Here is an 18,033-nt window from a genome sequence, read left to right on the forward strand (position 1 = left end):
GGGAATAGCAACGGGGCAGGCAATGTGGATTGCCTGCCCCGACTTTGGTATTGCCTGTGCGAAGGCCCTTCAGCAAGAAGAGCTCAGAAGAAGGCGTAACGGATACCCAGCCCCAGCAGCAGTGTCGTCAGCAGACCCTGCAGCAGGCCGCTGGGCATGTGGCGCGTCAGGCGTGCACCAAGGTTGATGGCAGGCAGTGAGCCGACCAGCAATGCGCCAAGCAGCAGGAAATCGACGTTGCCCAGCCATAGATGTCCCAATCCCGCGACCAGTGTCAGCGGTACGGCGTGAGCGATATCGGTGCCCACGATGCGCGCGGTGCTCAACAGCGGGAACAGCATGATCAGCACGGCAGCGCCGAAGGCACCGGCACCCACGGAGGACAGGGTGACGCACACGCCGAGCACGATGCCGGCCAGCACGGTCAGCGGTGCCGCGTGGCGTACGATGAAGCTTTCCGGGCTGATCAGCCCCAGCAGGCGTTTCTTGAACAGCAGCACGCCGGCGGTGAGGATCAACATTACACCGAGCATGCCCTTGATCAGGCCGGCGTAGGCGGTAGGGTCAGTGAAGAAGGTATGCAGGACCGCAATCGTCAACAGCGCCGCCGGCAGCGAGCCGATGGCCAGACGTCGGGCGATGGTCCAGTCCACATGGCCCTGGCGATGGTGCGCGAAGGCGCCGCCCGCCTTGGTAATGGAGGCATAGAGCAGGTCGGTGCCCACGGCGATGTGCGGCGGGAAGCCGAACATCAACAGCAGGGGCGTCATCAGCGAGCCGCCGCCCACGCCAGTGACACCGACCGCGAAACCCACTCCGGCGCCTGCCAGCACGTATAGCAGCAGTTGTGTGACTTCCATCCCTACCTACCCCCTTGTCAGGTTACTGTCGCCAATCTACTCTTGAGCGTATATTCCCGAAAGGAATCATTATTCATGATTTTATCGCCCGATCATCTTAGCAAGGTGACCGGCCATGTCCGGGCCACTGTCACGCCGCTTCGCGTCGATGGTGCTTCTCAGGAGAGTGAAGCCGCATGAAACTCCAGCAGTTGCGTTATATCTGGGAAGTCACCCGTCACAACCTGAACGTGTCCGCTACCGCGCAAAGTCTGTATACCTCCCAGCCGGGCATTTCCAAGCAGATTCGTCTGTTGGAAGATGAGCTTGGCGTCGAAATCTTCGCGCGCAGTGGCAAGCACCTGACGCGGGTGACCCCGGCCGGCGAGTCCATCGTCGAGCTGGCAAGCCAGGTGCTGCGCACGGTGGAGAACATCAAGCACGTCGCCCAGGAGCACAGTGACGACCGTCGCGGCAGCCTGTCGATCGCCACCACGCACACCCAGGCGCGTTATGCCTTGCCGCCGGTGATCGCCGATTTCACGCGCAAGTACCCGGATGTCGCGCTGCACATGCAGCAGGGCACGCCGAAGCAGATCGCCAACATGGTCAGTGAGGGGCAGGCCGACTTCGCCATCTGCACCGAGTCGCTTGAGCTGTTCAACGACCTCATCCTGCTGCCGTGCTATCGCTGGAATCGCTGCGTGCTGGTGCCCAAGGATCATCCGCTGGCCAATGGTGAGGAGCTGACCCTCGAGTCGCTGGCCAGCTATGCGCTGGTTACCTATACCTACGGCTTCACCGGCCGCAGCCAGCTGGACGATGCCTTCAAGTCCCACGGCCTGGCGCCCAACGTGGTGCTGACCGCCTCGGACGCCGATGTCATCAAGACCTATGTGCGTCTCGGCATGGGCATCGGCATCGTCGCGCATATGGCGGTGGATGAGGTGGCCGACGAAGACCTGGTCGCGCTGGACGCCACGCATCTGTTCGAGAGCTCCACGACCAAGATCGGCATCCGCCGCGGCACCTTCATGCGCAGCTACATGTTCGAATTCGTCGAGCGCTTCGCGCCGCACCTGACGCGGGAACGTGTCGAAGCGGCACTGGCCGCCGGCCCGCGCCACGAGCACGAGATCTTCCACGACATCGAGCTGCCGGTGCGCTGAGTGCCGGTGAACTGAGTGCCGCTCGCCAGATCTGCCACAGCGCAGATGAAAAAGCCCGCCTCCTGAGAGGCGGGCTTTTTGCTAGCTGAGCTATTCGAGCGCACAGCGTCAACCACAGGGCTCAGTGTGCCAGGTGCAGGCCACACTCGCGGTTGTCTTCCGCCTTGGTCGGGTCGACGTAGTCGAACTCGTTGGGCAGGTCGTGGGCGACCAGGTACTCGTGCATCTGCTTGGATGACCAGTTGAGCACCGGGGCGACCTTGATCAGGCCATCGCCGTTCAGCGAGACCGGCTGCATGCCGGCACGGAAGGCGGTGTCACTGGCGCGCACGGCGGTGAACCACATCTCGGGGTTCAGTTCGCGCAGCGCACGCTCGAACGGTTCGAGCTTCACTTCACGGGTGAAGGCTTCGTGGCGCGGGTCATCGATATGCGGAGTGAGGCCATCGACGGCTTCACGGTGCGCACGCGTACGCTGCGGCAGATAGATGATGCGGTTCAGGTTCAGCTTGCGCGTCACCTCATCGGCGAAGCGATAGGTGGCATCGGTATTGTAGCCGTTGTCCATCCACACGATCGGGATGTCAGGACGGAAGCGCGTCACCATGTGCAGGATCACCGCCTCGAAGGGACGGAAGTTGGTGGTGCAGATGGCGTGCTTGTCCAGCGACAGGGCCCAGCGGGTCAGGGCTTCCGGGTCGTTGCCGAATTCGGCGTTGATGCGAGAGAGATCGAAGGTGTCGGACATGAGGAGTCTCCAGAACGAGGGCACGTCCGATGGAGCGGGGCGCAGGGCTGATCAATGGCCAGGAAGGACCATCAGCAGAGGCGGGGAGCGCTCAAGGAGACGTGCAGGAATGCGCCTACCCTATCAAAGGCAGGCACCGCTTCCCCAATACGAATTCGTTCGAACGTTATATGCCATCGAGTTATGGCGCTCGTGATGGCTTATAACGCAGTCTGTCAGCCAAGCGCTTCCATCAGCCGCTGGATCTTGGCCAGGCTCTCGCGGTATTCGGCTTCTTCCTCGGAGTCGGCAACCAGACCGCCGCCGCCCCACAGATGCACCTGTCCTTCGGCGATCACCGCCGTGCGGATCGCGATGGAGGTATCCATGTGGCCGCGGATATCCAGATAGCCGAGGCTGCCGCAATAGGCGCTGCGGCGTACCGGCTCCAGCTCCTCGATGATCTGCATGGCACGGATCTTGGGCGCGCCGGTGATGGAGCCACCGGGGAAGGCGGCGCCGAGCAGGTCCAGCGCATCGCGTCCTTCATCCAGGGTGCTGGTGATGGTACTGACGGAATGGTGCACGTTGGCGTAGCTCTCCAGCGCGCACAGCGATGGCACCTTGACGCTGCCGGGCGCGGAGACGCGGCCCAGGTCATTGCGCAGCAGGTCGACGATCATCACGTTCTCGGCGCGGTCCTTGGGGCTTTCCAGCAGCTCGGTGGCCAGCCGCGCGTCCTCTTCCGGTGTCGCGCCACGTGCGCGGGTGCCCTTGATCGGCTTGGTCTCGACCGCGCGGTGATTGACCTCGACGAAGCGCTCCGGCGAGACGGAGACGATCGCCATCTCCTCGCCCTTGGCGTCCTGCCAGCTCAGATAGCCGGCGTAGGGTGTCGGCGTGGCCTGACGCAGGCGCAGATAGGCATCCCAGCTGTCGCCACTGCAGTCGGCGGAGAAGCGCTGGGTCAGGTTGATCTGATAGCAGTCCCCGGCATGCAGATACTCCATCACCTGGCGGAAGCGCTCTCCGTAGCCTGCGCGATCCAGCAGCGGCGAGAAGGGGGTGTCGAGGGCGAAGTCAGCGCTGCGCGGCGCCGGTTGCTCCAGCCACTCAAGCACCTGCCTACGCCGTTGGGGCGAGGCGATCAGCCAGCTCTGCTGGCGCTGATGGTCACTGATCAATGCCCAGTCATAGAGACCGAGACGCGCCCAGGGCAGCGCGATGTCGTCCTCGGTCGTGGCGGGCAGGTCTTCCAGCGCGCGCCCGAAGTCGTAGCTCCAGTAGCCCATCAGGCCGGCGATGAACGGCAGGTCCTCGGCTGTCAGGTCATGCCGGGCGAGCTCTTCGCCTGCCAGCGTCTGCGGAAGCAGGGTCAGCAGCTGGCGCTGGGCTTCGATCACCGGCAGGCGGGCGAGGCGCTCCAGTGCTTCACTGAACTGGCTCAGGTCACGCATCGTCTCCGGCAGCGGGCCAGTGAGCTTGCCACCCTGTGGGCCTTGCTCCAGTACGGCCAGCGGGTCGCTGCTGATGATGTCGAAGCGACCGCCGGCCAGCGAGGGCTGGCCGCTGTCGAGCAGCACGGCGTCGGGACGTGAGCGCAGGCGTGCGAAGCGCGACATCGTGGAGGCTTCATCCTCGGCGGCGAGGGCATAGGGTAGGGCGTTGATTTCGAGCGAGATGGTCATGACAGCTTCCGTTGGCGGACAGGGCATTCTAGGCATCCGAAGGCGTTTTGTCCGCCCATGCGTGCGGATTCCGGTGAGGGGCGGCCCTTGTTGGCTTGCCGTTCTCCCGCGTGCTGATTAAGGTGCCTGCCTCTGAATGCCCTGCGTTGTCATCGATGACGGCGTTGGCGCACGTGCAGACATTCGCCCAGCCCTATTGCCCAGCCCCTGGCACCCCACCGGAGCCCCTGCATGCATCCCGAGTTCGAACATGGCCAACACCTGCTGTCACGTCCCGATCAGAACATCTTCTGGCAGCGTCTCAAGCGGCATGACGCCCAGGGCGGGCGCCGACTGCTGATGTTGCACGGCGCGGGGGTGGCCGGCACGCTGACCTGGGCACCGCTGGTCGGGCATCTCACGGCCCATGATGAGCTGATCATCCCCGACCTGCGTGGCATGGGGCAGACGCTGGCGCCACAGGGTGGCGAGCCTCCTTTCACTCTCGAGCAGGTGGTCGAGGACGTGATGGCGTTGATCGAGACCCAGCGCATCACGCATTTCGACCTGATCGGCTACAGCTTCGGCGGGCTGGTCGCCATGCGTCTCGTCCAGCGCCTGCGCGCCGAGCGCCCGGAGGTGAAGGTCGGCGACATCAGTCTGCTGGAGCCGGCGCTGCTGGAGCGCGAATGCCACGCCACCATGGTCAAGGTGCGTGACGGCTACGCCGAGGCGGCGCGTGCCATGCGCGAAGCCCCAAGCCCCGAGGCGGGCATCACCGCCTTTCTCGACCTCATCTCGCCGCATCGTACGCGCAACCCGCGCGCCGAGCGCATGATGGTGGCACGTCTGGCGCATCGCCATCTGGGCTTTGCCAATGCGCTGGACTGTGTCACCCATGCCGTGCGCGAGATCGACCGCGAGGCGCTGCTGGCCGACGTGCTGGCCTCAGGCAGCGAGGTGCGCAGCCTGGTCGGTGGCAAGAGCCCGCAGACCCTGCGCGACTATCACAGCCTGCTGGCCGAGCGTCATGTAGGTTGGCAATCGCTGGAAATTCCCGGCACCGATCACTCGCTGCCTTTCCAGAAACCCCGCCGCATCGGCGCGGAGCTCAGCTTCACATAAATCGCGTGATTGTCGACAAGCCGGCCGATGAACGGTCTGGCCTTGAGACGAAAGACGCCCCGTCAGCCTGTGCTGACGGGGCGTCTTTCGTCTCGGCCTCTGCCAGCTGGAATGCCTCTGTCCTGTCGGTGTGTGAAGGCTGACATGGCGGCTTCTCAGGCGGTTCGTCCTTGTTCTTGCAGCCGTTTATCCAGCGCATGCCAACTCTCTTACGCCAAAGGTGTAGAGGATTTGGCGGATTGCGTCTTGACCCACTCAGGCTCGCTGGCTAGTCTGGCAGTCATTGAATGATTGTCGACAATGGTGCTGGAAGTCCCTCATTGCCATTGTCCTGTCTCAGCCCCTCGTCCAGCCGGATCGCCTGACCACCATGACCACCGATGCCTTTCACAATGCCACCACCGCTCGAAGCCTCGCGCGCGGCGCCACTGCCGAGGAGGCAGGCCACACCGCCTCCGCGAGTGCTCCGGCGCCTGAGGTGCGCACCCTGGCCGAGCGCGTCTTCCACCAGCTGCAGGACGCCATCGTGCGCGGCGAGCTGGCACCTGGCAGCAAGATCACCGAGCCGGGGCTGGCACAGGCCTATGGCATCTCGCGCGGCCCGCTGCGCGAGGCGATGCGTCGCCTCGAGGTCCACCGCCTGATCGAGCGCGTGCCTCACGTCGGCGCGCGGGTGGTCAAGCTCTCGATGACCGAGCTGCTGGAGCTGTTCGACGTGCGTGAGGCGCTGGAGAGCATGGCCGCGCGCCTGGCGGCGCGGCACATGACGCAGGAGGAGGTCACGCGACTGCGCAGCGTGCTCAAGACCCACGAGCAGCAGTCGGACCTCAAGACCGGCACCGCCTACTTCCAGAAGGAAGGCGATCTCGACTTCCACTATCAGATCGTCCTCGGCAGCCACAACCACATGCTGATGACGATTCTCTGCGACGACCTCTACTACCTGGTACGCATGTATCGCACCCAGTTCAGCGCCAGTGGTTCGCGTCCGCAGAAGGCCTTCGTCGAGCACCACCGTATCGTCGATGCCATCGAGGCCGGCGACGAAGAGCTGGCAGAACTTCTGATGCGGCGCCACGTCAGCGCCTCGCGGGAGAACGTCGCCCGCCGCTATGCCGCCACGCTCAAGGAAGAGCAGGGCGAGGAGTGAACTGCCACACCGCTTGCGACCGGATCATCACCAACAATTCCAACCCCGTCATGGGCCCAGCCCGGGAGATGTCATGTCACGCCATCTGAGTTCCACCGCCTTGCCAAGCCCCGGCGCCCGCTTCCGCGCGGCGCTGGAAGCCAACCGTCCGCTGCCCATCGTCGGCACCATCAATGCCTATACCGCCATCATGGCCGAGCGCGTCGGGCATCAGGCGATCTACCTGTCCGGTGGCGGCGTGGCCAACGCCTCCTACGGTCTGCCGGACCTGGGCATGACCAGCATGAATGACGTGCTGGAAGACGCGCGTCGCATCACCGCCGCCAGCGAGCTTCCGCTGCTGGTGGACATCGACACCGGCTGGGGCGGCGCCTTCAACATCGCGCGCACCATTCAGGAGATGGAGCGTGCCGGTGTGGCGGCCGTGCATCTGGAAGACCAGGTCGCCCAGAAGCGCTGTGGTCATCGCCCCAACAAGGCCATCGTCTCCAGTCAGGAGATGGTCGACCGCATCAAGGCCGCTGCCGATGCCCGCCGTGATGACGACTTCTATCTGATCGCGCGTACCGATGCCTTCCAGAAGGAAGGGCTCGAGGCCGCCGTGGCGCGTGCCAACGCCTGTGTCGAAGCCGGAGCGGACGCCATCTTCGCCGAGGCGGTGCATACCCTCGAGGACTACCGCGCCTTCTGCGAGGGCGTCGACGCGCCGATTCTGGCCAACATCACCGAATTTGGTGCCACGCCGCTGTTCAATCAGCGCGAGCTGGGCGATGTCGGCTGCCGGATGGTGCTCTATCCGCTGTCCGCCTTCCGCGCCATGAATGCCGCCGCCCTCAAGGTCTACCAGAACATCCACGACAAGGGTGATCAGAAGGACGTGGTCGACGACATGCAGACCCGCATGGAGCTCTACGACTTCCTCGATTACCACACCTTCGAGCAGAAGCTGGACACCCTGTTCGAGGCCGAAAGCCGCAAGGATTGATGCCAGACGCTCGAGGCGGACGCCATGTCTCGTCTCATGAGGCCATTGGCTTCACGGGCCGGCACTTTCGGCCCGACCGTTTCTCCCTCGCTGGCAGACGCCTGGCCGGCGAGGGGCTTGACGCTTTATGCCCTACAAGAAAAAGAACAACTCAATGACGTCACTGCCAAGGAGATCGCGCCATGTCAGATACCATCGCCAACCCGGCCACCGCTACCCCGAGCACAGGTGCTCCCAGCGGCCTGCGCGGCCAGAGCGCCGGCGAGACCGCTCTGTGCACCGTTGGCCAGACCGGCTCCGGCCTGCGCTATCGCGGCTACGATCTGGAGGATCTCGCCGCCCACGCAAGCTTTGAAGAAGTCGCCTATCTGCTGCTCAAGGGCAAGCTGCCCAATCGTGAAGAGCTGGACGCCTACATCGCGCGCCTCAAGGGCCTGCGTGGCCTGCCGGATGCCCTGAAGGCGGTGCTGGAGCAGATTCCGGCCAGTGCCCACCCGATGGACGTGATGCGCACCGGGTGTTCGATGCTCGGCAATCTGGAAACCGAAGAGAGCTTCGAGGAACAGTCCGACCATGCCGACCGCATGCTGGCGGTGTTCCCGTCGATCATCAATTACTGGTATCGCTTCAGCCATGACGGCGTGCGCATCGACACCGAGACTGATGATGACTCCATCGGCGCGCACTTCCTGCACCTTTTGCACGGCGAGGCCCCCAGCGAGCTGCATGCCGCGGTGATGAACACCTCGCTGATCCTCTATGCCGAGCACGAATTCAATGCCTCGACCTTCACCGCGCGTGTCTGCGCCTCGACGCTCTCCGATCTGCATTCCTGCGTGACCGGGGCCATCGGCTCGCTGCGCGGCCCGCTGCATGGCGGTGCCAACGAGGCGGCGATGGCGATGATCGAACACTGGCGCTCACCGGAGGAAGCCGAGCGCGAGATTCTCGGCATGCTGGAACGCCGCGAGAAGATCATGGGCTTCGGCCACGCCATCTACCGTGAACGTGACCCGCGCAACGCCATCATCAAGGAGTGGTCACGCAAGCTGTCCGAGGATGTGGGCGACACTCAGCTCTACGCCGTCTCCGAGCGCGTCGAAGCCGTGATGTGGCGCGAGAAGAAGCTGTTCTGCAATGCCGACTTCTTCCACGCCAGCGCCTATCACTTCATGGGCATCCCCACCAAGTTGTTCACGCCGATCTTCGTCTGTTCACGCCTGACCGGCTGGGCGGCGCATGTCTTCGAGCAACGCGCCAACAATCGCATCATCCGCCCGAGCGCCGATTACACCGGCCCGGAGCATTGCGACTGGCTGCCCATCGAGCAGCGCGACTGACCCTTTCCTCGGCCAGTCCGCGTGCTGGCCGATCGTTTTCTTGACCGCCTGATGAGTCCGGATGCCCATGAATACCGAGTATCGCAAACCCCTGCCTGGCACGGCGTCACCGGGTACCCCGGTCGACTACTTCGATGCGCGTGCCGCCGTGGAAGACATCGCCCCCGGCGCCTATGCCGGTCTGCCCTATACCTCTCGCGTACTGGCCGAGAACCTGGTGCGTCGCTGCCCCCCGGACCAGCTGCGCGACAGTCTCGTGCAATTGATCGAGCGTCGGCGTGATCTCGATTTTCCGTGGTACCCCGCGCGCGTCGTGTGCCATGACATCCTCGGTCAGACCGCGCTGGTCGACCTTGCCGGTCTGCGCGATGCCATCGCCGAGCGCGGCGGAGACCCGGCCAAGGTCAATCCGGTGGTGCCGACCCAGTTGATCGTCGACCACTCGCTGGCGGTGGAGCACGCCGGCTTCGACAAGGACGCCTTCGCCAAGAACCGCGCCATCGAGGAGCGGCGCAACGAGGACCGCTTCCACTTCATCGACTGGACCCGTCAGGCCTTCGAGAACATCGACGTGATTCCGCCGGGCAACGGCATCATGCACCAGATCAATCTGGAGCGGATGTCGCCGGTGATCGAGTCGCGCGCCGATGAGAAGGGCCATCAGGTCGCCTTCCCGGATACCCTGGTGGGTACCGACAGCCACACGCCGCATGTCGATGCGCTGGGCGTGATCGCCGTCGGCGTCGGTGGGCTCGAGGCCGAGAGCGTGATGCTGGGGCGCGCCTCCTACATGCGCCTGCCGGACATCATCGGCGTGCGCCTCACCGGGCGTCCGCAGCCGGGCATCACCGCCACCGACATCGTGCTGGCGCTGACCGAATTCCTGCGCGCCGAGAAGGTCGTCTCCTCCTATCTGGAATTCTTCGGCGAAGGCGCGGCCAGCCTGACCCTGGGCGATCGTGCCACCATCTCCAACATGACACCGGAGTACGGCGCCACGGCGGCGATGTTCTACATCGATCAGCAGACACTGGACTACCTGACCCTTACGGGGCGTGAGCCGGAGAACATCGCGCTGGTCGAGCGCTACGCGCGTGAGACCGGGCTGTGGGCCGATGAGAGCGGCCATATCGAAGGCGCGGTGGAATATGAGCGCGAGCTGACCTTCGACCTGTCCTCGGTGGTGCGCACCCTGGCGGGCCCCTCCAACCCGCACAGTCGCGTGCCGACCAGCGAGCTTGCCGCGCGTGGCATCTCCGGGGTGATCGAGCATGAGCAGGATGAGGACGGGCGCGACCTGATGCCGGATGGCGCGGTGATCATCGCCGCCATCACCAGTTGCACCAATACCTCGAATCCGCGCAACGTCATCGCCGCCGGCCTGCTGGCCAGACGCGCCAATGCGCTGGGGCTGACGCGCAAGCCGTGGGTCAAGACCTCGCTGGCGCCGGGCTCCAAGGCCGTGCAGCTGTACCTGGAAGAGGCGGAACTGCTGCCGGAACTCGAGCAGCTCGGCTTCGGTATCGTCGGCTTCGCCTGCACCACCTGCAATGGCATGAGCGGTGCGCTGGACCCGGCGATCCAGCAGGAAATCGTCGAGCGCGACCTCTACTCCACCGCAGTGCTGTCCGGCAACCGCAACTTCGATGGCCGTATCCACCCCTACGCCAAGCAGGCCTTCCTGGCCTCGCCGCCGCTGGTGGTCGCCTACGCCATCGCCGGCACCATCCGCTTCGACATCGAGAAGGATGTTCTCGGGCATGCGCCGGACGGCTCGCCGATCATGCTCAAGGACCTGTGGCCGAGCGACGAGGAAATCGACGCCATCGTCGGCGCCAGCGTCAAGCCGGACCACTTCCGTCAGGTCTACATCCCGATGTTCGAGGCCCGTCAGGATCGCGATGACACGACCAGTCCGCTCTACGACTGGCGCGAGATGAGCACCTACATCCGTCGTCCGCCGTACTGGGAAGGCGGCCTGGCAAGCGCGCCGACGCTCAAGGGCATGCGGGCACTGGCGGTGCTGGGGGACAACATCACCACCGATCACCTGTCACCCTCCAATGCCATCATGGCCAGCAGTGCGGCGGGCGAGTACCTGGCTGCGATGGGCCTGCCGGAGGAGGACTTCAATTCCTACGCCACCCACCGTGGCGATCACCTCACCGCGCAGCGGGCCACCTTCGCCAACCCCAAGCTGATCAACGAGATGGCCGTGGTGGAAGGGGCGGACGGCAAGCGCGAGGTCAAGCAGGGCTCGCTCACACGCCTGGAGCCGGAAGGCAAGGTGGTACGCATGTGGGAGGCCATCGAGGCGTACATGCAGCGCAAGCAGCCGTTGATCATCATCGCGGGCGCGGATTACGGCCAGGGCTCGTCGCGTGACTGGGCGGCCAAGGGCGTGCGGCTGGCGGGTGTCGAGGCCATCGTCGCGGAAGGTTTCGAGCGTATCCACCGCACCAATCTGGTCGGCATGGGCGTGATGCCGCTGCAGTTCGCCGCCGGTACCACGCGCAAGACGCTGGCGCTGGATGGCAGCGAGATCTACGCCGTCGAGGGCGAGCCGGCGCCGGGGGCAGAACTCACGCTGGTGATCGAGCGCACCGCCGGTGACAAGGCGGGTCAGCTCGAGCGCGTGCCGGTCACCTGCCGTCTCGATACCCGTGAGGAGGTCTCCATCTACTCGGCGGGTGGTGTGCTGCAACGCTTCGCCGAGGACTTCCTGAACTCGCAGGCACCGGGCGAGACGGCGGCGGAGGTGACGGCATGAGCCAGCAGGCACAGCTCAGGATTCCCGCCACCTACCTGCGTGGCGGCACCAGCAAGGGCGTGTTCTTCCTGCGCGATGAACTGCCGGAAGCGGCGCAGGTGCCGGGCCCGGCGCGCGATGCCCTGCTGCTGCGCGTGATCGGCAGTCCCGACCCCTACGCCAAGCAGATCGACGGCATGGGGGGCGCGACTTCCAGCACCAGCAAGACGGTGATCATCAGTCGCAGCGAACAGCCGGATCACGACGTCGACTACCTGTTCGGCCAGGTCTCCATCGACTCGCCCTTCGTCGACTGGAGCGGCAACTGCGGCAACCTCTCGGCGGCGGTCGGGCCCTTCGCCATCGAGAAGGGCCTGGTGCCGACCGAGCGCCTGCCGCGTGATGGCATCGCCGAGGTGCGTATCTGGCAGGCCAACATCGCCAAGACCATCATCGCACGGGTGCCGATGTGCGAAGGGCGCGTCCAGGAAACCGGCGACTTCGCCCTGGATGGCGTGACCTTCCCGGCCGCCGAAGTGGCGGTCGCCTTCCGCGACCCTGCCGCCGGCGAAGGCAGCATGTTCCCCACCGGAAATGTGGTCGATACGCTGGAAGTGCCGGAATCGGTGGTCGCGGGCGGGAGAATCCGGGCGACTCTGATCAATGCCGGCATCCCGACCATCTTCGTCGATGCCCGCGATCTCGGCTATCAGGGCACCGAGCTGCAGGAATCGATCAATGGTGACGCCGAGGCCCTCGCGCGCCTCGAGACATTGCGCGCCCACGGCGCGCTGCGCATGGGACTGATCAATGATCTCGCAGAGGCGGCCACGCGCCAACACACCCCCAAGGTCGCCTTCGTGGCGCCGCCGGTGGATCACGTTGTCTCCAGTGGTCGCGAGATCAAGGCCGACGAGATCGATGTGCTGATCCGCGCCGTGTCGATGGGCAAGCTGCACCATGCCATGATGGGCACCGCGGCCGTCGCCATCGCCGCGGCGGCTGCGGTACCGGGCACGCTGGTCAATCTTGCCGCCGCTGGCGGAGCCAGTGCTGAGTCTGGGGCCGGGCAGACAGTCACCGCGCGTGACTCGGTGTGCTTTGGTCATCCCTCCGGCACGCTCAGGGTCGGTGCGAGTGCCCATCGTCAGTCACCCTCGGGCCAGGTCGGTGGCGGTCAGCAAGGCGAGGGCGAGTGGACCGTCAGTGAAGCGGTGATGAGTCGCAGTGCGCGTATCCTGATGGAAGGCTGGGTGCGGGTGCCTGCGGAGACCTTGATGCGCTAGCGCCGGTATTGGCAGGCGATGGTCTATTGTCACTATATCCCTCTTTGCGGCACCCCGATGAAAGCCGGCCTGGCATGCATGTGCAGAGGGCCGGCTTTCGCGTGTCTGTGGTGTGTACACAGGTATTTCGGGGGATGTGCTGGTGTCGCGGGAGCCGCACACGGGCAAAGACGATTCACGACAGGAGGTCATGTATGAGCACGCCATCCTCTGATCAGAAAGGCGAAAGCCGTCTCAGCGCCACTCAAGCCAGTACAAGTCAGGCCAGTACCAGCCAGGCCAGTACCAACCAGGCCAGCGCCAATCAGCGCCCGGACTATGACTCGGAGCTGCAGCAGATTGCCGACTATGTGCTGGGGTATTGCGACGATCCCCTTATCGCGGATTCGGATGCGGATGTCCGGGCTGGCAAGCACGAGCGCTCAGGTCCCACGGCGGAGGCGATGGACACCGCTCGGCTGTGTCTGATGGATACCCTCGGCTGCGGCATCCTGGCGCTGCGCTTCCCGGAATGCACCAAGCATCTCGGGCCGCTGGTGGCCGAGACCGTGGTGCCGCATGGTGCGCGGGTGCCTGGCACCGCCTTCAGTCTCGATCCCGTCAAGGCGGCGTGGGATATCGGCTGCACCATCCGCTGGCTGGATTACAACGATACCTGGCTGGCGGCGGAGTGGGGGCATCCCTCGGACAATCTCGGCGGCATTCTGGCAGTGGCGGATCACCTCTCGCGCCAGCGTGTCGCGCAGGGCAAGCCGCCTCTGGTGATGCGTGATGTGTTGGAGAGCATGGTGATGGCCCACGAGATCCAGGGTGTGCTGGCGCTGGACAACAGCTTCAATCGCGTCGGGCTCGACCATGTCATGCTGGTCAAGGTGGCGACCACTGCCGTGACGGCGCGCTTGATGGGGGCGAATCGCGAGCAGTTGCTGTCAGCGCTGTCGCACGCGTTCGTCGATGGCCAGAGTCTGCGTACCTATCGTCATGCGCCCAATGCCGGCTCGCGCAAGAGCTGGGCGGCGGGGGACGCCACCTCACGCGGCGTGCGGCTGGCGGATATCGCCCTGCGTGGCGAGATGGGCATCCCCGGCGCTCTCAGTGCGCCGCAGTGGGGCTTCAATGATGTTTCCTTCAGTCACGGCAACAGCGATCTCGCCCTCAAGCCTGAAAACGAACGGCACCTGACGCTGGCGCGCCCTCTGGGTAGCTATGTGATGGAGAACGTGCTCTTCAAGGTCTCCTTCCCAGCCGAATTCCATGCCCAGACCGCCGCCGAGGCGGCTATCCGGCTCCATCCCGAGGTTCGCGACCGGCTCGAGGAGATCGAGCGCATCGAGATCACCACCCACGAATCGGCGATCCGCATCATCTCCAAGCAGGGTGCGCTCGCCAATCCGGCGGACCGCGATCACTGCCTGCAATACATGGTCGCGGTGCCGCTGATCTTCGGCGAGTTGAACGCGGACCACTATGAAGATGGCTTCCATGCCGCTCACCCGGAGATCGACCGGCTGCGTGACAGGATGGTCGTCAAGGAAGAGGCGCGCTTCACCCGCGAGTATCTGGAAGCCGACAAGCGCTCGATCGCCAATGCCCTGCGGGTGGTTTTCCACGATGGCAGTGCCACTGAACAGGTGATGGTGGAATACCCGCTGGGACATCGCCGGCGGCGTGAAGAGTCGCTCGTCCCGCTCGAGGACAAGTGCCGGGCCAATCTGGCCACCTGCTTCCCGCCTTCGCGTTGCGACACCTTGATGGCGTTGCTGGGCGATCGCGAGCGACTCGAAGCACTGCCGGTGCACGAGTTCATGGCGCATTGGGTGCCGTGAGGTTGCTGGCCGCATGATGCCCCGTTGGCAATCAGTCATCCAATTGTCTGGTGCCGTCATCCGGTATGGGTAAACTGGAAGCGGATTGCACAGGAAGCCCGGCAGGGGCGCTTGTAAAGACTCGCTGGAGAGCGGGGCAACGCCTGCCGAGCCTTCATGGCAAAGGCATCATGGCAAAGGCTTCATCACAAGGGACTCATCATGAAAACATTTCTGCTGCTGGGCGCCATCGCGCTGATCGTCATCTACGTGATCTCGATCTACAACAAGCTGGTCAGCCTCAAGGCGCGCTTCGAGAATGCCTTCGCGCAGATAGAGGTGCAGCTCAAGCGGCGCTACGACCTGATTCCCAATCTGGTCGAGACGGCCAAGGGCTATCTGAGTCATGAGCGTGGCACCCTGGAAGAAGTGATCAATGCCCGCAACAAGGCGATGGCTGCCTTGAATGCCGCAGCTGCGCATCCCGGCAGCATGGACAAGCTGGCCAGCCTGGCCGGTGCCGAGCAGGGGCTGGCAGCGAGTCTGGGCAAGCTGGATGTGGTGGTCGAGGCCTATCCGGAGCTCAAGGCGGACCAGACCATGAGCGACCTGATGGAAGAGCTGACTGCCACCGAGAACCGCGTCGCCTTCGCGCGTCAGGCCTACAACGATGCCGTCACCGACTACAACGTCTATCGCCAGAGCTTCCCGCAGGTGATGTTCGCGCCGACCTTCGGTCATCGCAGTGATGCAGGTCTGCTGGCCTTCGATGACAGCGTGAAGATCCGCCAGGCGCCGGATGTCAGTTTCTCGTGAGTCGACCGGCTGATGCTTCTCTCGCAGCGGTCTTGCGCTGTGATCCGTGACTGGGTAGATGGCGAGCGCGAATGAATTTCTATCATGAGCAGGACAGTGCGCGGCGTCGTACACGGCTATTGCTGATGGCCTTCACGGTCATGTCGCTGGTGGTGTCTCTTGCCGCCGGCGCCGTGGTGCATGTCGCGATCAGCAGTTTCCTGGGGCGCCCGGCCACCACGACGTTTGAATATGTCTGGCCAGTGGCGAGCATCATCTTCCTGTGCAATGCACTGGTCGCAGCGCGTGAGCTGCGGCGTCTGCAGCAGGGCGGCGCGGTCGTGGCCGCACGCCTGGGTGGCAAGCTGGTGGATGTCGAGACGCAGGACTCGAGCGAGCGGCGGGCACTGAATGTGGTGGAAGAGATGGCGATCGCCGCCAATCTGCCCACGCCGCAGCTGTTCCTGCTTCCGCATGAGGCGATGATCAATGCCTTCGCGGCGGGCTATCGGCCACATGATGCGGTGATCGCGCTGAGTCGCGGGGCGTTGGAGCAGCTGGATCGCAATGAGCTGCAGGGCGTGGTCGCTCACGAGTTCGCCCATATCGCCAATGGCGATATTCGCCTCAACCTGCGTCTGGCGAGTGCGGTCCATGGCCTGGTGTTTCTCTCCGAGGCGGGACGCTTCCTGATGGGGACGGGGCGCATCGGCTTCGTGTTGGGCAGGGCGCGTTCCTCCGGCTCCGACAGGAAAGGCGGCATGCCACAGCTGATGCTGGTCGGTGTGGCGCTGTGGTTGCTCGGCAGTCTCGGCGGGCTGGGCGGCAGGCTGCTGCAACGCGGGGTAGCGCGCTCACGCGAATATCTCGCCGATGCCAGTGCGGTGCGTCTGACGCGCTTCCCGGATGGCATCGCCTCGGCCCTCAAGCGTATCGGTGGCATGGGCTGGCAGGGGCGCATCCAGCATCCGCGCGCAATGACCTACAACCATCTCTTCTTCGTCGAAGCGCGCCCGCCATGGCTGACGGGCTGGTTCGACTCGCATCCGCCGCTGGATGAACGCATCAAGCGCCTGGAACCCCGTTGGGACAGGCAATATCTGAGCGCGCGTCAGCAACCGGTGCATACCTTCGAGCAGCAGGGGCCCATCGGGGCAGAAGTGCTTGGCGGGGTCATGGCGGGTATCGCCGGCGCGGCTGTCCTGGGCGAGCTGTCGCGTTCCCGGGGTGAACTCGAGAACCTGACGCTGTCACGCTTTCTCTGCCCGCAGCTGGTGGTGGCGATGATCGCGCCCTCGGAGCTCACCCGGCGTGGGGTCTGGCTCACCGAGCTTGAGCGTCAGCATGACTGGCTGGATGGCAAGCGCGTGCGCGAGGCGCGGCGCAAGCTCGAGTCCTTGCCGCGAGTCGAGTGGATCCCCTTGCTCAACCGGCTGATACCGCGCTGGCGGGAAGCGGATGAGCGCGCTCATCGCATGCTCAAGGCGCAGACACCTCCGCAGGACATGTTCATCTGGTGTCTGTGGCAGTTGTTGTTGGAGTCACTGGACCCGCGAATCGATCGCAAGAGTGACTCGCTGGCCTTGCAGCAATGTCAGCCGGCCTGTCAGCACTGGCTCATGCTGATGGTCGGACTCATCGACGATGAAGCGCTGCGCGAGGGCATCTTCCTGGACGCCAGTGCGGAACTTGGTCTGGCGCTTGCGTATCCGCAGTCGCAGCCGGATGGGGATAATCCTGCGCTGCGCTGCCGTCATCTCACGCAGCTGGCTCACCTGCGCCCGATGGACAAGCAGCGCTGGTTCACGGCGCTTGCCCAGGTGGTGCATGCCGACCAGACACTGGCCGATGAGGAGGTGGCCCTGCTGACACTGCTGGCCCGCGTCATGCAGCTGCCGGAGGCACGCCTGGAAGCGGCGCTTGAGACACAGTCCCATTCGCGTGGTGGCTGGCAGGCGCGCCCAGTATCACGGCCTGCGGATGGCAGGGCGGTCTGAGTATCGATCAGGCGAGCGGCTATTTTCTGCGTCAAAGCTCTTGCCATCAAACCGATTCCTGCGTAAAGTACGCATCCGCTGCCGGGGACGCATGGCGTTGCCAGCGGTGAAAGAGGTTTGCAGGTGATTGTTTTGCTTGATGTTTTTGAAGTCCGCTTCGAAATCATCGATTGACAATCCCGGGCGATTGGCTAGAATACGCCACACTCCTTGTGGGACAGGTGATCGAGCAATGCTCCTCACCGCTTGATGATGCTTAGAGGCAGTCGATTGACTCATCATTAAGTGCTTGACTTATCAAGCGTTCCGGGTAGAATGTGCCTCCTCGCTTCACAGCGACGCTCTTTAAAAATTTGATCAGGTAATTCGTGTGAGCGCTTGCCGATGAGTGGTGACAAG

General features: G+C 64.3%; 13 protein-coding genes. 10 read left to right on the forward strand and 3 right to left on the reverse strand.

From position 1 onward, the window contains the following. Positions 1-83 precede the first annotated feature (83 nt). A complete protein-coding gene (locus tag QQF40_RS14810; protein ID WP_285461753.1) occupies positions 84-860 on the reverse strand; it encodes a sulfite exporter TauE/SafE family protein in 777 nt (258 codons plus the stop codon). Positions 861-1,036: 176 nt separating this feature from the next. On the opposite strand from QQF40_RS14810, the gene cysB reads away from it, so the two are divergent. Further along, positions 1,037-2,008 carry an HTH-type transcriptional regulator CysB gene (gene cysB / locus QQF40_RS14815; protein WP_043333969.1) on the forward strand — a complete coding sequence of 324 codons (972 nt, stop codon included), beginning with the start codon at positions 1,037-1,039 and terminating at the stop codon, positions 2,006-2,008. A 121-nt stretch (positions 2,009-2,129) separates the two neighbouring features. On the opposite strand, the gene QQF40_RS14820 is transcribed toward cysB, so the two are convergent. Together QQF40_RS14820 and pabB are read right to left on the reverse strand one after the other, a co-directional pair. Continuing rightward, complete coding sequence (locus QQF40_RS14820; RefSeq protein WP_175090494.1) at positions 2,130-2,756, reverse strand: phosphoadenosine phosphosulfate reductase domain-containing protein; 627 nt, start codon at positions 2,754-2,756, stop codon at positions 2,130-2,132. Between the two features lie 215 nt (positions 2,757-2,971). Next, on the reverse strand, positions 2,972-4,423 hold the full coding sequence (pabB, locus tag QQF40_RS14825) for an aminodeoxychorismate synthase component I (protein WP_285461754.1): 1,452 nt from the start codon (positions 4,421-4,423) through the stop codon (positions 2,972-2,974). 231 nt (positions 4,424-4,654) lie between these two features. On the opposite strand from pabB, the gene QQF40_RS14830 reads away from it, so the two are divergent. The 9 genes from QQF40_RS14830 (at position 4,655) to QQF40_RS14870 (ending at position 17,634) form a co-directional block, all read left to right on the forward strand. Next, positions 4,655-5,527: an alpha/beta fold hydrolase gene (locus tag QQF40_RS14830; RefSeq protein ID WP_175090496.1), complete on the forward strand. Its 873-nt coding sequence runs from the start codon at positions 4,655-4,657 to the stop codon at positions 5,525-5,527. 370 nt (positions 5,528-5,897) lie between these two features. Beyond that, positions 5,898-6,677, forward strand: coding sequence for a GntR family transcriptional regulator (locus QQF40_RS14835; protein ID WP_175090497.1), 780 nt, complete (start codon positions 5,898-5,900; stop codon positions 6,675-6,677). A gap of 73 nt (positions 6,678-6,750) precedes the next feature. Further along, positions 6,751-7,662: a methylisocitrate lyase gene (prpB, locus tag QQF40_RS14840; RefSeq protein WP_043333964.1), complete on the forward strand. Its 912-nt coding sequence runs from the start codon at positions 6,751-6,753 to the stop codon at positions 7,660-7,662. Positions 7,663-7,844: 182 nt separating this feature from the next. Then, positions 7,845-9,002, forward strand: coding sequence for a bifunctional 2-methylcitrate synthase/citrate synthase (gene prpC / locus QQF40_RS14845; protein WP_285461755.1), 1,158 nt, complete (start codon positions 7,845-7,847; stop codon positions 9,000-9,002). Between the two features lie 67 nt (positions 9,003-9,069). Next, positions 9,070-11,772, forward strand: a complete 2,703-nt coding sequence (gene acnD / locus QQF40_RS14850) for a Fe/S-dependent 2-methylisocitrate dehydratase AcnD (protein WP_175090511.1) — start codon at positions 9,070-9,072, stop codon at positions 11,770-11,772. Then, positions 11,769-13,037: a 2-methylaconitate cis-trans isomerase PrpF gene (gene prpF, locus QQF40_RS14855; RefSeq protein WP_285461756.1), complete on the forward strand. Its 1,269-nt coding sequence runs from the start codon at positions 11,769-11,771 to the stop codon at positions 13,035-13,037. Before acnD ends, prpF begins: the two co-directional genes overlap by 4 nt. Before the next feature lie 194 nt (positions 13,038-13,231). After that, positions 13,232-14,863 carry a bifunctional 2-methylcitrate dehydratase/aconitate hydratase gene (locus tag QQF40_RS14860; protein ID WP_285461757.1) on the forward strand — a complete coding sequence of 544 codons (1,632 nt, stop codon included), beginning with the start codon at positions 13,232-13,234 and terminating at the stop codon, positions 14,861-14,863. A 201-nt stretch (positions 14,864-15,064) separates the two neighbouring features. After that, a complete protein-coding gene (locus tag QQF40_RS14865) occupies positions 15,065-15,658 on the forward strand; it encodes a LemA family protein (RefSeq protein ID WP_166019876.1) in 594 nt (197 codons plus the stop codon). 71 nt (positions 15,659-15,729) lie between these two features. Then, a complete protein-coding gene (locus QQF40_RS14870; RefSeq protein WP_285461758.1) occupies positions 15,730-17,634 on the forward strand; it encodes a M48 family metallopeptidase in 1,905 nt (634 codons plus the stop codon). The last annotated feature ends 399 nt before the right edge of the window (positions 17,635-18,033 follow it).

Origin of the sequence: Cobetia sp. LC6, from assembly GCF_030264805.1 — a bacterium.
Lineage (GTDB): Bacteria > Pseudomonadota > Gammaproteobacteria > Pseudomonadales > Halomonadaceae > Cobetia.

What these genes read in the sequence shown, in the direction of transcription:
- QQF40_RS14810 (WP_285461753.1), bottom strand. Translation starts at nt 860, where the DNA reads ATGGAAGTCACACAACTGCTGCTATACGTGCTGGCAGGCGCCGGAGTG.
- cysB (WP_043333969.1), top strand. Translation starts at nt 1,037, where the DNA reads ATGAAACTCCAGCAGTTGCGTTATATCTGGGAAGTCACCCGTCACAAC.
- QQF40_RS14820 (WP_175090494.1), bottom strand. Translation starts at nt 2,756, where the DNA reads ATGTCCGACACCTTCGATCTCTCTCGCATCAACGCCGAATTCGGCAAC.
- pabB (WP_285461754.1), bottom strand. Translation starts at nt 4,423, where the DNA reads ATGACCATCTCGCTCGAAATCAACGCCCTACCCTATGCCCTCGCCGCC.
- QQF40_RS14830 (WP_175090496.1), top strand. Translation starts at nt 4,655, where the DNA reads ATGCATCCCGAGTTCGAACATGGCCAACACCTGCTGTCACGTCCCGAT.
- QQF40_RS14835 (WP_175090497.1), top strand. Translation starts at nt 5,898, where the DNA reads ATGACCACCGATGCCTTTCACAATGCCACCACCGCTCGAAGCCTCGCG.
- prpB (WP_043333964.1), top strand. Translation starts at nt 6,751, where the DNA reads ATGTCACGCCATCTGAGTTCCACCGCCTTGCCAAGCCCCGGCGCCCGC.
- prpC (WP_285461755.1), top strand. Translation starts at nt 7,845, where the DNA reads ATGTCAGATACCATCGCCAACCCGGCCACCGCTACCCCGAGCACAGGT.
- acnD (WP_175090511.1), top strand. Translation starts at nt 9,070, where the DNA reads ATGAATACCGAGTATCGCAAACCCCTGCCTGGCACGGCGTCACCGGGT.
- prpF (WP_285461756.1), top strand. Translation starts at nt 11,769, where the DNA reads ATGAGCCAGCAGGCACAGCTCAGGATTCCCGCCACCTACCTGCGTGGC.
- QQF40_RS14860 (WP_285461757.1), top strand. Translation starts at nt 13,232, where the DNA reads ATGAGCACGCCATCCTCTGATCAGAAAGGCGAAAGCCGTCTCAGCGCC.
- QQF40_RS14865 (WP_166019876.1), top strand. Translation starts at nt 15,065, where the DNA reads ATGAAAACATTTCTGCTGCTGGGCGCCATCGCGCTGATCGTCATCTAC.
- QQF40_RS14870 (WP_285461758.1), top strand. Translation starts at nt 15,730, where the DNA reads ATGAATTTCTATCATGAGCAGGACAGTGCGCGGCGTCGTACACGGCTA.